A 14,932-nucleotide genomic window follows, 5' to 3' on the forward strand; every position below is an offset into this window, starting at 1 on the left:
ATGGGTCACTATCAGCATCCCAGTGCCATCGTCGATGAGGGCGCGCAGATCGGTGAGGGTTCCCGCGTGTGGCACTTCGCCCACGTATGTGGCGGCGCGCGTATCGGCAGTGGGGTATCACTCGGGCAGAACGTATTCGTAGGCAACCGGGTAAGCATCGGCGATCGCTGCAAAATCCAGAACAATGTGTCGGTTTACGACAATGTGACACTGGAAGAGGGCGTGTTCTGTGGTCCCAGTATGGTGTTTACCAACGTATACAACCCGCGTTCGTTGATCGAACGCAAGGATGAATACCGTGACACGCTGGTAAAGAAAGGCGCTACGCTGGGTGCGAACTGCACCATAGTGTGCGGCATCACCATCGGCGAATATGCCTTCGTCGGTGCCGGCGCAGTGATCAACAAGGACGTGCCTGCTTATGCCCTGATGGTTGGCGTTCCCGCGCGTCAGATCGGCTGGATGAGCGAATTCGGCGAACAATTGAATTTGCCTTTGCATGGTGATGGCGAAGCCATTTGCTCGCACACGCAAGCGCGTTATGTGCTGACGGCAGGCAATCTGCACAAGATTGCCGCCTGACCCTCTGATTCTCGGTCGAAATCATGCCTACTATGCATGATCGTCCTTATTGGCATACGTGATGGCCTGCCAGAGCGATCCCGTTCTGTGTAAGCGACACTCATTTTGGAACTTCGTACATGATCGACTTCATCGACCTGAAGGCCCAGCAAGTCCGCATCAAGGACAAGATTGATGCGGGTATCCAGCGTGTTCTGGCTCATGGCCAGTACATCCTCGGCCCGGAAGTGACTGAGCTTGAAGAAAGGCTGGCAGCTTACGTCGGTGCCAAGTATTGCATCAGTGTGGCCAACGGCACGGATGCCTTGCAGATTGCCCAGATGGCACTGGGTATTGGTCCCGGCGACGAAGTGATCACTCCTGGTTTTACCTACATCGCCACAGCGGAAACTGTGGCACTGTTGGGGGCCAAGCCGGTATACGTGGACGTCGATCCGCGCACCTATAACCTTGATCCAAATCTGCTGGAAACAGCTATCACGACGAAGACGAAGGCGATCATTCCCGTGTCGCTGTATGGTCAATGCGCCGATTACGATGCGATCAACGCGGTTGCCGCCAAATATGGAATCACGGTGATCGAGGATGCTGCGCAGAGCTTCGGTGCCAGTTACAAGGGGCGCAAAAGCTGCAACACTACCACCATTGCCTGCACCAGCTTCTTTCCCAGCAAACCGTTGGGTTGCTATGGTGACGGCGGCGCTATTTTTACGAACGATGACGAATTGGCCAAGGTGATGCGGCAGATCGCCCGGCACGGCCAGGATCGTCGCTATCACCACGTGCGCGTGGGCGTGAACAGCCGACTCGATACGCTGCAGGCCGCCATCCTGTTGCCGAAACTCGAAATTCTGGATGACGAAATTGCTGCTCGGCAGCGGGTGGCCCAAGCCTATGCGCGTTCTTTCGGAGAGATGGGTAGTATTGCTTCGCCAATTGTTGAAGCACACAACGTCAGTGCTTGGGCTCAATATACGATCCAGGTTGACAATCGAGCCGACCTGCAAGAACGGTTGAAGGCGGCTGGCATACCTAGTGCAGTGCACTATCCGATTCCATTGAACCGGCAACCTGCTGTCGCTGATGTAGCGGCAAATCTTCCGGTGGGCGATGCTGTGGCTGAAAGAGTAATGAGTTTGCCAATGCACCCATATCTGGATGTCGGCAATACAGAACGTGTCGTTTCGGCAATTATCGAATTCTGTGTTGGTCAAACTTGATGTCTTTGACGTTGCGTGAGCGCATCGCGGCGCGTCTTCCCCAAGGACGCGTTACGAGAAGCATCCTCACACTCGCCGGTGGAACTGCGATGGCACAAGCCATCAACGTCTGTTCCACGCCCGTCGTCACCCGTCTGTACACCCCTGCGCAGATGGGTGTGATTGCACTGTTTATTTCGTTTTTCACTTTCTGGTCGCCGGCGCTGTCACTGCGCTACGAATATGCTTTGCTGATTGCCAAGGACGACGCGGAATCACACGTCGTGTTGCGCTTGGCCGTGGCCGTGGTTGTGGGCATGTCATTTCTTGGACTGCCGGTTCTGTGGGGATTGCACAGAGCGGAGGTGCTTGGGTTCGGATTACTGCCAGACTGGGCGCCGCTTGCAGGTGTAGCGATCCTGCTGGGTTACGGCGTGTTCATGGTGTATCGCTCATGGGCGTTGCGTGCAGGCATTGTCAAGCAAATTACTAAGGCAACGGTCATGCGATCGGCTGCCAGCGCTACTACGAGTATCGCGCTGGGGCTTCTGACCGGCGGAATACCGGCGCTGTTTGCGGCCCAGTTCATGGCATCGTGGGCAGCGATGCTGAAGTTGACCAGAAATGTTCGGCGGCATTTTGTATCCAGTAGGCCCGAACGAGTCCTGGGGCGGGAGATAGCTGCTGCTGCGAAGCGATATGTGAAATTTCCCTTGTTCGAAACCCCCTCCACCTGGGTCAATCAACTCACTGCATCGCTACCTGTGCCGATGATCGTTACGCTCTTTGGCGCGTCTGCTGCAGGATGGTATGGCCTGGCGAGAACGATCGTCGGAATACCCAATGCGCAGATTGGTACTGCGGTGGCGGACGTCTTCCAAATGGAGGTTTCGAGTGCTGTCGTGGCGGGTGATGCAACGAGAGTGCGCGGATTGTTCTACAAGCTCATGCGCAAGTTAGCCTTGATCGGGCTGCTGCCGATGGTGGGTGTGATGGTGCTTTGCCCACTGCTGGTACCTTGGGTCTTCGGTCATGCATGGCGCGAGGCGGGATATGTCGCAGCCATCATTGCACCTTGGATGTATGTTGCACTAATTGTAAGTCCGCTGAGTGGGGTGTTGTCTGCGCTGCAGGCGCAGGAATACAAGCTGATTTACGATGTCGTGTCGATTGTGCTTATAGCGGTGGCATTCCTGCTTGCAAAAGCTTGGCATCTCGGCTTGTTGCAATTCATCGCTGCACTATCGGCTACGGCGATGCTCGGTTACATCGTCTATGCCATCGTGATCGTGGCGGTTGTGGAGGCGCGCCTTCGCACGGTTGCACATGGCGCCGACTAGGTTGCTGATATGAATAACAGGATGGTTCAGTCATTTGAAGTGAGGCTGTCATGTGCGGTTTGATCGGTGCTGCCGTTGATTCGGGAACAGGCTTGACTGATCGGATGCAGGCGGGCTTGGATGCCTTGCGCCATCGCGGGCCCAATCATCAGGATGCGTTGCGGTTCGAATACTCCGGCAAAGAGTTGTGGCTGGGGCATACCCGCCTTTCGATCATCGACTTGGCGAGTGCGGCTGATCAACCGATGTACTCCGATGATGGCCGCTACGTACTGGTGTTCAATGGCGAGATTTACAACTACATCGAACTGCGTGATGAATTACGCGCGCTTGGCGTGCAGTTTCGTACCGCCTCTGACACAGAAGTGCTTCTGAATGCCTGGGTCAAATGGGGTGAAAGCTGTCTCGGGCGCCTCGATGGAATGTTCGCATTTGCCGTATTCGATAAGATTGCCGGGACGCTGGTTTGTGCGCGTGATCCATTTGGGATCAAACCGTTCTTTTATTCAACGATAGGCGGCGCATTTTACTTTGCGTCCGAATTGCCAGCCGTCCTCGATTTGCTTCCAAGTCGACCGGGCCCCGATCTGCAAAGGGCCTACGACTATCTTGTGCATGGCGATTACGACAGCAGCGAACGCACATTTGTCGATGGCGTCTCACAACTAATGCCTGCGCACCTGCTTTCGCTGGACGTCGCGACTTGCAAAATTACATCCATGCGGCGCTGGTGGTCACCAAACATCGAGCAGACGTCCAAACTCAGCTTCGCTGAAGCCACGGATGTTGTGCGGGATATCTTTTTGCGGAATATCCGACGTCAATTGCGCAGCGACGTGCCTCTTGGCGCAGCGCTTTCAGGCGGAATCGACTCCTCGGCCGTGGTATGTGCCATGAGGCATGTCGAGCCTGATCTGCCAATTCACACATTCAGCTTTGTCGCATCGAATGCGGGATTGTCGGAAGAGCGCTGGGTAGACATTGTTAATGAACATGTTGGTGCCACGGCCCATAAAGTCAGTGCAGATGCCGAAGAACTCGCCCGTGATATTGACGACTTGGTACGGATGCAAGGTGAGCCGTTCGGAAGCACAAGCATTTACGCCCAATACCGGGTATTCAAATTGGCGCGTGAGTCGGGCATTACAGTAACGTTGGATGGGCAAGGTGCCGATGAGTTGCTCGCCGGGTACAACGGCTACTCAGGCTATCGAATGTTGAGCCTGCTATCGCGAGGAAAGGGTATTCACGCCTTGCGCTTCGCAAGGGCTTGGAGCCAATGGCCTGGTCGCAGCTACAGGCAAACAGCGTTCGATCTATTCCGTGAGACTTTTTCGGATCGGGCTTACGCGGGCGTACGCAGGTGGACTGGCCGCCAGGTGACGCCAAAATGGATCGATGCAGCGATGCTCCGGGCGGCGGGCGTGAGGATGTCGGAAGATCGCTACCGGGATAGGGACGTAGCTGCAGACAGAAGAGTGATTGGGCATCTGCGTTCATCCTTGCAAAACCGGGGATTGCCCGGCTTGCTTCGTCATGGAGACCGCAACTCAATGCGCTTTTCGATAGAAAGTCGGGTGCCATTCCTGACGTCTGAATTCTGTGAGTTCCTTTATGCGCAACCGGAGCAGTATCTGATATCCGAATCGGGTGAGACGAAGTCCGTGTTCCGCGCAGCCATGCGTGGAATCGTTCCGGACGAAATACTGGATCGCAAAGACAAAGTTGGTTTTGCAACACCCGAGCGGGCATGGCTGCAAAGCATTTTTCCGGTGTTGCGCACATGGCTAGGTGGTGCCGCATCAATTCCGTTTCTAAGCGGAGCCGAGGTCATCAGACAGAGTGAAAATGCACTGATGGACCCGAAGAAATTCAGCTGGCAGACGTGGCGGTTGGCAAACTATGCAAGATGGTGGCATCTGATGCATCTAGACAGTGATACACAAGTCCTCCGGGCTTGCTCCAAGGGAAATTGAAGATGTCTTCGAATGCCGTGCGCGGTGCCGAATCTGCGAAGGGTAGTAGGGTATGTCTAGTTGTCCTCAATGAGTTTACGAACGATAGCCGCGTATTGAAGGAGGCCCTATCGTTGAAGGGGGCGGGCTACCATGTCCAAGTGCTGGCGCTACATGCTCATGGCTTGCCATTGCAGGAGGTTATCTCTGGGATACCGGTTCAGCGCATTAAATTGTGGACTCGTGGATGGTCCAAGTGGAAACCGGTGCAAATTCTGAAATACGTAGAGTTCATGCTAAAGGCGTTGTTTCAGTGTAGGAGCTTTGATGTTCTGCATTGCAATGATCTGGATACATTGCCTGTAGGTGTTTTATCGAAATGGATGCATCTTGGTCGACAGCGGGTTGTCTATGACGCGCACGAATTTGAGATCGACTGCGATGGCCCTGCGAGTCGCGGGCACATTCGCGCGAAGGCTCGCCTGGAAGGGACATTCATTCACCATGCTGACGCAGTCATAACGGTAAGCGCATCCATCGCCAAGGCGTATAGACGTATCTATCGGATTAAAACCCCGGCGCTTGTGCTTAATTGTCCTCCGTATCGCGAAATGGTTGGGTCTTGTAATAGATTTCGCGAGGAGTTAGGTATTCGTGCGGATCAGAAAATTTTTTTGTACCAAGGAGGGTTATCGCCCGGGCGTGGAATAGAAAAAATTTTACAGGCGTTTTCCGAAATGCCTGGCGATGATGTTGTGGCTGTATTTATGGGGTATGGCCCATTGGAGCAGATGATAAAATTCGCTGCGGCGAATACTAAGAACATTTATTGTAGGGCGGCAGTGTCGCCACTATATTTATTGGATTACACAGCATCTGCTGATTTTGGGCTGGTTTTCATTGAGAAGAATTGTAAAAGTTATGCATGGTGCTTACCTAACAAGTTTTTCGAATACCTCATGGCGGGCCCGGCGATATTATGTTCAAATCTTGTTGAGCCGCGCGTGATCATGAGGCAATTTGAAGTTGGGCTATGCGTGACGGGAGATACGCTAGAAGATTTGAAAGCCGGGATAACTCAAATTATGCTTATGAATAACTTGATTGTTGCGGAAGAGGGTGCAATGGCTCGTCGAATTTATTGCTGGGATGCGCAAGAAAAGTCGCTCCTTGATGTTTATGCTAACTTGCGCATTCAGATAATTGAAAAATAACGTGAATGGATTAGATTCGGTAGAAATAATAGAGGTAAAATAAATAATAGTGTGCCAATGCGCTTTGCATTTTGATTGATGTTTCTGCAGTTGTTTTCGAGTTTGAGGGGGTGATATGACTCGTTCCGGTGTTATTGATGCATGCCTCACTCTTGCATATAAGGGTATGTTGGATTCTGTGTTGCTATTTTTTATTTTGCCGATTTATTTCGATGACCCAATCTATCGAACATTTGGGCATTTGAATCCAATCAAAGTTGCGATGGGTTATATCATGGCCTTGGGTTGCCTTATGTCATTTTCTGGCATGAGTAACCATCGGCGAGTTAGTAGATTTGTTTTGTCTACGCAATTCGTGCTAATTATTTTGCCGTTTCTTTCCATATTTGGCTGTGTTGATTTGCCTGTATGGTATCCAGTAACTCTCGTTCTCGGATTTCTGACCGCCGTGTTGGTTGCGCGGGTTGGAAAGGTGTGGCGCTTGCCGCGCCTTGGTCTACGTTTCCGATATATTGCGTGGGCCGGCTTGGCATCGATTGTAGCTATGGTGTTCGTGCTCTTAATTACAAGTGGTGGACTGAGCAGGTTTAATCTTGATTTGACCAAAGTGTACGACTCGCGCGCCGAATACAAGGACCAGGTAGCGCCTTGGATGTTCCAATTCGTCCAATGGGTTGGTTACGTGCTTGACATGGTTGTGATTATTCTTGCGGTGCGGCCGTTGAGCGCTCGTTGGCGCATTTTACGCTGGGGTGGAGTCGCGTTAATGGTGGTAATTCAAATATTGCTTTTCGGTATGACTAGCTTTAAGGCATTTTTGTTACTTCCTTTTGTGATGATTGGATTGCTCGTTCTTGGGAATAGAATAGACATTATCAAGTCGCTCATGATAGGCGCCCCTTTATTGGCGCTGGTCTTGTTGATTGTTGCGATGACTAAAAACACAATGGGCAATGCATTGCTTGAGCGCATTTTCTTCATACCGGCCGGCATGCATAGCTTGTATTTTAATTACTTTTCATCGCATTCATATATGTATTTTACCAGTAACTTTTTTGGAGGGCTTTTGGGCGGCAGCCCTGGTCAGAGTGCTGTTGATCGCATCGCAATGGTCTATTGGGGAAGGTCTTTTTCACCTAACGTGGGCTGGATTGGTATCGCTTTTGCCGGATGGGGCATTTTTGGCGTGCTTGTACAGGGTGTTTCCTTGGGATGTATTTTGCGAGTTGGTGATAGCATGGCGCGCGATGTCATTCCACGTGGCGCGGCTGAAGGATTATTGCTTGGGCCGGCGATTGCTCTTGCGAGCGCGGGCTTGTTTTACACATTTTTCTCGGCCGGCTTTGGAATTGCGCTGTTTGTATTATGGTTGCTTGAGGCGCATTATGCGCGTGATGGTCAGTTAGATAGACCGTCAGTCGTCCCTAAATTAGGTTTAATGCAATACTTTAATTAAAGTCGCGAACCTGCTTTCTACAGCGATGTTTGCATAAACGAAAGATTGCGTGTCATCAAGGGATACACATAATGTGTGGTGTGGCTGGTACTGTACGTTCATCCTCAGTCAATAACGAAATCGGTGAAGATTTTTTACGCCGTTTTATTGCTAGGCGCGGCCCTGATTCAAGTCGAGAGATTAGCCATGCGCTAAATGGCCACAAGGTAACGTTGATACATACAAGATTATCAATCATTGATTTGGATGGCCGCTCCGGACAGCCAATGGAAGATTGTGACTCCGGTTGGGCGATTGTTTATAACGGTGAAATATATAACTATCTTGAGCTACGCCAGGAACTTGCAACTCTTGGTTATAATTTTGATACAAAAGGCGACACGGAGGTACTCCTCAAAGCTTGGGCACATTGGGGGGTGGAGATGCTTGCAAAATTAAATGGAATGTTCGCCTTCGGTGCTTTCAATAGACGCACAGGCGAATTGTGGCTGGTGCGTGATCGCTTCGGCGTAAAACCTTTACTCTGGGGGCGATTGCCGTGCGGGGGATTGGTGTTTTCATCTTCTGCGGCAGGTATTGCGGCAAGTGTTGGTGACGAGGTAGATGTCGGTTACTGCGCTCGTGGTCTGCGCTACAAGGCGTTCGAGTTGCCAGAATCTGGAGCGCCGTTTCGCAAGGTAAATTCGGTACCTCCTGGGGCTTGGGTGAAGGTAAGCATCTCGGATGCTGGCCTTGGTATTACCGAAAAGCACTGGTACAACCTAAATGAAGCTGTTTTTAATCGAGCCGCGGCACTTGCAATGTGTTCGGACGAGCAGGCCATGAACGAGTGCCAGCAGACTTTGGAGAGCGCGGTACAGTTACGTTTACGCAGTGATGTTCCTTTAGCGGTATCCCTCAGTGGTGGGCTTGACTCTTCTAGTATCGCTGCATTGGCATCACGGCATGTCTCGTGTCTTAGCGGCTTTACATATGGTTCTCCAACTGCGAAGAGTTCCGAAGGCCCTGTCGTTGCTAATTTCGCAAGACAAGTGGGTATTAGTGCTGAATTCGTATGGCCAAAGCACGGAATCGATTCGCTAGATGCTTCGTTGGAGCATCTATTAACTGCCCAAGAGGCTCCCTTTAGCGGCCTGAGCGTATTGGCGCAAAATGAAGTTTTCCGCGCTGTTCGAAGTGCTGGTTTTAAGGTATTGCTTGGAGGTCAAGGGGGCGACGAATCATTCGGGGGCTATCGCAAATTTTTTGTAGTGGCGTTGCGTGACGCGTTGAGCCAACGTGATCCACGTGGAGCGATGCACTTTGCATGGTCACTCGGTTTGATGTTGTTGCACGAAGCTCGGCAAGCAAAAATGTATTGGCAGAGCTTGAGTCGCTATAGGAGCCGTGGGGCTTTTGCATTCCAGTTGCTTGATTGGGAGCCGGAAGTCATTAATTTATGGGGTGACCAAGGCTCGTCGTTAAGAGCGCGCCAGATAGAAGATGTGCAACGTTGGAGTATTCCAAGTCTGCTGCGGTACGAGGATCGCAATTCGATGTGGCATGGTGTGGAGACACGCCTTCCTTTTATGGATTATAGATTAGTGGAACTGGCGCTAGCATTGCCTTCGCGCTTGAAGATCGCTAAGGGTTTTGGCAAGTGGGCGCTACGAAAGATCGATAAAGGAGTCGTGCCTGATTTTATTCGACTCAATCGCCGAAAACGCGGGTTTGATGTAACGCAGTCATGGCTCAATGATGGGATTGGGGTGAGTTTGCGTAAGCGCATACTTGAACATCGTGGAGTGCTAGCAAGCCATCTAAAGGCGGGGGTGGATCTTGAACGGCGTTTGACGACCGAGAGGTTATCTGATGACAGAAATTTGTTGGACGAGGCGTTGATGCTGGCGTGGTTGGTCAAGCCGGTGCGTATGCCGCCTCCGGTAGAGGTGACGGCATGATGCGTGTCTGCCATATGTCATCAGCACATCGTGGGTTGGATATTCGCATTTTTGAAAAAGAATGTGTTTCATTGGCAAACGCCGGTTATGAAACGCATTTGATAATTACAGCATCCGATGAAGCTGTCAAAAAGGCTGCTGCGAAGAATGTATTTTTGCATGCTATGCCAGCATCCTCTGGGCGCTTTATGCGCATGTTTCAACATGGGTGGCGCTGTTATTGGATGGCACGTGGCATCGATGCTGACATTTACCACTTTCACGATCCTGAGCTAATTCCTTACGGCATAATTCTAAGCCTTTCTGGAAAGCGGGTTATTTATGACTCGCATGAGGACTTGCCGCGCGACATATTGGACAAGGAATGGATTCGGCCATGGATGAGAAGAATAGTGGCGAAATTGTCAGAAGTGTTCGAGTATATAGGTGCGCGCTGGTTCTTCTCGGTGGTGGCCGCCACACCATTTATTGCGGAGCGTTTTAAGAGAGTTACGTCTAAATCGATTGATATAAATAACTATCCAGTGCCTGATGAGCTAACGCCGGCTGAGGTGCGTTCAGAAAGGTGCAAAAATGTTTGCTATATAGGTAGCATCTCTCGTGCGCGTGGATTGAAGCCGATTATTGAGGCGCTACCAAGAGTGCCGGATATGGGGCTAATATTATGTGGTGAATTTGCCGATAAGGGCTTTGCCGAAGAATTGCGTGCTATGCCAGGCTGGTCTCAGGTTGACTACCGTGGCCAAGTGAATCGCGATGGAGTGCGTTCTGCGTTAAATGAAAGCATTGCGGGCATGGTGACATTGTTGCCTACGCGCGCTTATTTGGATTCGTTGCCGATCAAAATGTTTGAATATATGGCGGCAGGACTACCCGTTATTTCATCGGATTTCCCATTGTGGCGCCGGATCGTGGATGGAGCACAAGCTGGCATATGTGTGGATCCGATGTCATCTTCAGCTATTGTTGAAGCGCTACGAAATCTATCTGGTCATCCAATGCTAGCCGCGCGTATGGGAGAGGCTGGCCGTCAAGCGGTGCTTGAAAAATACAATTGGCCAAATGAGGCGGAAAAGCTGATCAATTTCTACAAGAATTTGTAGCAAAGGCGATGCTGGCATATGGTCGGTGGAGTTAGTGGGCTGTTGCCAGATGCGTATGGGCAACTATTCTTGAAACAATTCTGGTGGTGTAAGAGTCGCAGGGAGTGATGAATGTCATGATGGTTGAAGCCCTGCGGTACGTATCGCTGTAGATTTTAGAAAGATGAGTGACTGAATGCGTATTCTCTTTTTATCCGATAATTTCCCTCCGGAAAGTAATGCCCTGACTGCCCGCCTTTACGAGCATGCGCAGTATTGGATCGATCTTGGTCATGAAGTAACTGTGGTAACGTGCGCACCCAATTTTCCAGAAGGGAAGTTGTTTTCGGGATACCGCAATCGCTGGAGGCAAATTGAGGTCATGGGTGGTATCCGTGTTGTGCGCGTCAAGACCTACATGACTGAGAATAAGGGCTTTGTTAAACGCACCCTTGATTTCGTTAGCTTTATGGTAATGGGCACATTTTTTGCCCTATTTGAGCGCGAGCCAGATGTTGTGGTGGCCACGTCGCCACAGTTCTTTTGTGCTGTTGGCGGGTGGTTGGTGGCGGCACTCAGGCGTAAGCCTTTTGTGTTGGAGATTCGTGATTTATGGCCGGAATCAATAGTTGCAGTAGGAGCCATGCCGCGTAATGTGCTTATCCGGCTTTTCGAGGTAGTTGAGCGATTTATTTATTGGCGCGCAACCGCAATTATTGCTGTTACCCAAGGTATCCACGATGGTATTTGTGGCAAGGGTGTCCGCAAAGAGAAGGTCCATTTGATCGGAAATGGTGTCGATCTGAGGCGCTATCGTCCCATGCCGCCCGATTCTGAAATAATAAAAAAATATGATCTGGAGAATAAATTCGTAGTCGGCTTTCTTGGGACGCATGGATTGGCATATGCATTAGACATGATCATCGATATGGCTTCTGCCTTGCGTGACCGGTGTAATATTGCTTTTGTATTCGTTGGCGCGGGAATTGAAAGGGCTAGAATTGAAAATCTTGCCGCGCAGCGACAGCTTTCGAATGTCCGTATGATTCCCAGGCAACCAGGGGAATTGATGCCGCATATGTGGAGCGTGTGCAATTTAGCACTGGTGCCACTCCGTAAATCGAGCTTTTTTCAGATGACGAGACCTGCAAAGATATTTGAAGCTATGGGAATGGGGATCCCAATCCTCTTCAGTGGTGTGCCAGGAGAGGCAAGCAGGATTGTCAGCGAAAGTGGAGCGGGGGTGTGCCTTGCTGCCGAGGACGTCGAGGCGCACGTAGCAGCAATTTGCAAGTTAGTTGACGACTCGCCAGCGATGAGCCGAATGAGATTGGCTGCTTCGAGTGCAGCGACCAATTATTCGCGTAAATCCTTGGCGGAGAAAATGGCGCTGATCATGACTGAGGTGCAGAAGTAGTGCCTGGAGATGGATCAGGTGGTGCCGTGGGCAGAGTTGTGTGCGGTGATCGCGACGTCCCCCCGCTTTGAGTCGCGGGCCGGTTTAGAGTCCGGAGTTACTTTAACTGCTTCGCGTAGGGCACCATCGTGAACGCGATGATCATTGCCGCACGAGCACTTCCGCCATCGGTACTTGATCAGATGAGTATTCCTGCATGAAACGTGAGGATGCCTCAGGTGCTGAGTCAGATAGTGGTGTCAACGAGGGACGAAATCATCGCCAAACGCCAAATCTGATTGGTGGTGGATGTCGACGGCAGAATCTGGGGATAGTTCTTGGCCATGAAGGCTTTCGCTTTCGGGTCATCTGAATTTGAAAGTATGAATATCCGCATGCCGAGATCGCGGATCGTATTATTGAATGCTCCCCATTGTGGGTATCCTCCTGTTGGGAAAGACCAGGCTAGTCCATAAGGAGCATCGCCCGTGGTACAGCTTCCAGTGCCGTTGTTGTAACCGGAGCGATACCAGCCATTGCTGCCATCCCAGAAATTGCTAAATAATGGATATTGAGAATCTTTATTCCAGATGGTGTCTGCAATTTGGTGGGCGTAGGCCTGCTGTAGTTTAGCCGGGTCAAAAGCCGTGTTGTGGTAACCGAAGATAGTAGCAAGAGCCGTGCGGTTGCGAACAAATGTTTCCAATGCAGGCACCAGTCGCCGAGCGTGACTGATATCCCAGCCCACATTGGCATCAATGTACGAAGATTTACTTTCGACGCGAATGCTTTTCTGCATGTGGCCCGTTGAGTCCTTATTGCATGCCACTGGGCTGGCTGCGGTGTTGTACAGTGCGTACTTCGAGTCAGAGTAATTACGCCAAAAGCCGCGATCGACCTCCGCGCGGATCCCATTTGAAGTATTGGTCAATGTGGTTCGTGTCAAAAACAGGTCAAACATCCCGGCGATTTGCTGGCGCTTGGATTGCAGCGAGTTGAACGAATTGGTTCCGGCAGTATCCAGTCGAATCCCTGCTTGGTGCAGCTCTGCGAGGTCGGCAAGCGAGGTCATGAACCAGAGGTCGCGATCTGCGAAGAAATACTTGGATTGGCTATCGACCACGCTGGCCGGCGTCATCTTCAATCGATCCGCGACCCATTTGAAATAATCAGGCGATAACCATCTGTTTATTTGATCTGCAATTGTGCTTCCAGCATCGCTTACGAAAGCTTTTTCAGTGCTGCTGCGTTGGTTTTCCGGTATCGTTTCCACGATATCGGTGGCTACCGCGCCAAGCAGGCCAAGGAACTGTGCGCTGCACAGCTGTACTTCATGGCCTAGCAAATGGTTGGCTGCGGTACAGGTAGAACCACCGGTGCAAATCCAGCCTTTCGAGGCCGGGGATTCCGGTAGTGACTTCAACGAATCGAGGGCGGGGGAGAGCACTGCAACCAACTCTGCAATTTGCACGTGATCCTTGCAGCGTCGTGTCATTTCAACGAAAGGTTGCAGATCCTCTTGCGTGTAGTACAAAACATAGACATCACCTTTCACGGTGAGTCCGTCCTTGATTTGATCGGCGAAATAATTTCGCAGACCATGCTCCCACAAGCTGATGGCTTCGTTATGCACTGGACCAGAGCAGGAAAAGTCCGTGGGAATCGTGTTTGTAATACCCGTTGCTTGCGAGCCGGTCGACATGAATGCTGTAGCGACGGCGCAAACCGAAGCGATGAATAGGGCAGTGAGCGAACGCATGCTGGCGCCTCCGATCCGGTATAAGTAAGCTACTTGCAGCTCTCTATCTATGCTGTTATCTCGTGCAGTGGACGGAATCTCCGTTTACTGCATGTCTGTTGGCCCATGATAGGCGCGCCATCGTCAATTTTCACCAAGCAAGTATTTGTGAGATGAAAGGTGATTTGCTATCGGGGCTGGATGAATTTGACCTGCTTGCTGGCGACTCTTCTCGAATCCTTCGTAATGCCACGAAAATAGGTCGAAAGTGCTTTATGTAGCGAGATTAAAGTGTCTTCTGCTGTTGCATGGCGACTTCATCATTCGCCGCAGGTCGGTTACGCGACTGCACCCTGCCCGCTGTGCGCGCCTGTTGGCGTGCCCAAGTGCGGTTGGCCATCGCGATGTACGCAACCATGAAGACTATGAAGGCAGCGAGGTTGGTGCCGGCTCCTAGGTCCAATTGGCGTACTAGACTGCCGATGAAGGCAATCGTGGCGGCCAGCGCTAATAGTACGACCAAGGCGGAGCGTGAACCCAGGCCCATGCCCATCAGGATATGGTGGATGTGTCCACGGTCCGGCTTGAACGGTGACTTGCGCTCACGCAGGCGACGGAACATTACGGCCAGAGTGTCGAGCACGGGTAGTGCAACACACCACAATACGTCCACGGGAGACAGGTGGGACCCGGGGTGTTGACTCAGGTAGATCAGCGTCCATGCAAGCACGTAGCCGATTAGCATGCTGCCAGCGTCACCCATGAAGATCTTGCGGCCGAGCAGGCCGAGATTGGTCGCCAAGTAGGGCAGGATCGCTGCAATCAGCAGTGCCATCAGGGTCAGCATGCCGGAGGGGGGGGCATTGGTGAAATGCAGGATAGCCGCAGCACAGACCAGAGTGAGGCCGCCAGCGAGGCCATCAATACCGTCCATCATATTGAAGGCATTAACCAAGCCGATTACGGCGACCACGGTAAGAGGAATGCCAAGCCAGCCCAAGGCCAAATCATGGTTGAACAGTCGCCCTAG

Annotated in this window: 11 protein-coding genes; 9 read left to right on the plus strand and 2 right to left on the minus strand. The window is 51.5% G+C overall.

Translation table 11 applies throughout. The features are described 5' to 3' along the window. The 9 genes from wbpD (at window position 1) to IHE47_RS08445 (ending at window position 12,185) form a co-directional block, all read left to right on the plus strand. Window positions 1-582, plus strand: coding sequence for a UDP-2-acetamido-3-amino-2,3-dideoxy-D-glucuronate N-acetyltransferase (wbpD, locus tag IHE47_RS08405; protein ID WP_192105438.1), 582 nt, complete (start codon window positions 1-3; stop codon window positions 580-582). A 119-nt stretch (window positions 583-701) separates the two neighbouring features. Further along, on the plus strand, window positions 702-1,802 hold the full coding sequence (locus IHE47_RS08410; protein ID WP_192105439.1) for a DegT/DnrJ/EryC1/StrS family aminotransferase: 1,101 nt from the start codon (window positions 702-704) through the stop codon (window positions 1,800-1,802). 89 nt (window positions 1,803-1,891) lie between these two features. Next, complete coding sequence (locus tag IHE47_RS08415; protein ID WP_192105440.1) at window positions 1,892-3,121, plus strand: oligosaccharide flippase family protein; 1,230 nt, start codon at window positions 1,892-1,894, stop codon at window positions 3,119-3,121. 50 nt (window positions 3,122-3,171) lie between these two features. Further along, window positions 3,172-5,097 carry an asparagine synthase (glutamine-hydrolyzing) gene (asnB, locus tag IHE47_RS08420; RefSeq protein WP_192105441.1) on the plus strand — a complete coding sequence of 642 codons (1,926 nt, stop codon included), beginning with the start codon at window positions 3,172-3,174 and terminating at the stop codon, window positions 5,095-5,097. A 2-nt stretch (window positions 5,098-5,099) separates the two neighbouring features. Next, the gene (locus IHE47_RS08425) at window positions 5,100-6,290 is read left to right on the plus strand and encodes a glycosyltransferase (protein WP_192105442.1); all 1,191 of its coding nucleotides are present in this window, start codon (window positions 5,100-5,102) and stop codon (window positions 6,288-6,290) included. Window positions 6,291-6,405: 115 nt separating this feature from the next. Beyond that, window positions 6,406-7,746, plus strand: coding sequence for a hypothetical protein (locus tag IHE47_RS08430; protein ID WP_192105443.1), 1,341 nt, complete (start codon window positions 6,406-6,408; stop codon window positions 7,744-7,746). Between the two features lie 80 nt (window positions 7,747-7,826). Further along, complete coding sequence (gene asnB, locus IHE47_RS08435; protein WP_192105444.1) at window positions 7,827-9,686, plus strand: asparagine synthase (glutamine-hydrolyzing); 1,860 nt, start codon at window positions 7,827-7,829, stop codon at window positions 9,684-9,686. Continuing rightward, window positions 9,683-10,789 (plus strand): glycosyltransferase family 4 protein, encoded by a 1,107-nt coding sequence (locus tag IHE47_RS08440; protein WP_192105445.1) that lies wholly within the window; start codon window positions 9,683-9,685, stop codon window positions 10,787-10,789. Before asnB (IHE47_RS08435) ends, IHE47_RS08440 begins: the two co-directional genes overlap by 4 nt. A 175-nt stretch (window positions 10,790-10,964) precedes the next feature. Beyond that, window positions 10,965-12,185, plus strand: a complete 1,221-nt coding sequence (locus IHE47_RS08445; protein ID WP_192105446.1) for a glycosyltransferase family 4 protein — start codon at window positions 10,965-10,967, stop codon at window positions 12,183-12,185. A 226-nt stretch (window positions 12,186-12,411) separates the two neighbouring features. On the opposite strand, the gene IHE47_RS08450 is transcribed toward IHE47_RS08445, so the two are convergent. Both IHE47_RS08450 and IHE47_RS08455 read right to left on the minus strand, forming a co-directional pair. Continuing rightward, window positions 12,412-13,923 carry a hypothetical protein gene (locus tag IHE47_RS08450; RefSeq protein ID WP_192105447.1) on the minus strand — a complete coding sequence of 504 codons (1,512 nt, stop codon included), beginning with the start codon at window positions 13,921-13,923 and terminating at the stop codon, window positions 12,412-12,414. 265 nt (window positions 13,924-14,188) lie between these two features. Then, window positions 14,189-14,932, minus strand: a 744-nt coding sequence (locus tag IHE47_RS08455) for an MraY family glycosyltransferase (protein ID WP_192105448.1), incomplete at its 5' end; no start/stop codon positions are given.

The sequence above is a fragment of the Rhodanobacter sp. DHB23 genome (assembly GCF_014842975.1).
Taxonomy (GTDB): domain Bacteria; phylum Pseudomonadota; class Gammaproteobacteria; order Xanthomonadales; family Rhodanobacteraceae; genus Rhodanobacter_A.

What these genes read in the sequence shown, in the direction of transcription:
- asnB (WP_192105441.1), top strand. Translation starts at nt 3,172, where the DNA reads ATGTGCGGTTTGATCGGTGCTGCCGTTGATTCGGGAACAGGCTTGACT.
- IHE47_RS08440 (WP_192105445.1), top strand. Translation starts at nt 9,683, where the DNA reads ATGATGCGTGTCTGCCATATGTCATCAGCACATCGTGGGTTGGATATT.
- IHE47_RS08410 (WP_192105439.1), top strand. Translation starts at nt 702, where the DNA reads ATGATCGACTTCATCGACCTGAAGGCCCAGCAAGTCCGCATCAAGGAC.
- wbpD (WP_192105438.1), top strand. Translation starts at nt 1, where the DNA reads ATGGGTCACTATCAGCATCCCAGTGCCATCGTCGATGAGGGCGCGCAG.
- IHE47_RS08415 (WP_192105440.1), top strand. Translation starts at nt 1,892, where the DNA reads ATGGCACAAGCCATCAACGTCTGTTCCACGCCCGTCGTCACCCGTCTG.
- IHE47_RS08445 (WP_192105446.1), top strand. Translation starts at nt 10,965, where the DNA reads ATGCGTATTCTCTTTTTATCCGATAATTTCCCTCCGGAAAGTAATGCC.
- IHE47_RS08430 (WP_192105443.1), top strand. Translation starts at nt 6,406, where the DNA reads ATGACTCGTTCCGGTGTTATTGATGCATGCCTCACTCTTGCATATAAG.
- IHE47_RS08425 (WP_192105442.1), top strand. Translation starts at nt 5,100, where the DNA reads ATGTCTTCGAATGCCGTGCGCGGTGCCGAATCTGCGAAGGGTAGTAGG.
- IHE47_RS08450 (WP_192105447.1), bottom strand. Translation starts at nt 13,923, where the DNA reads ATGCGTTCGCTCACTGCCCTATTCATCGCTTCGGTTTGCGCCGTCGCT.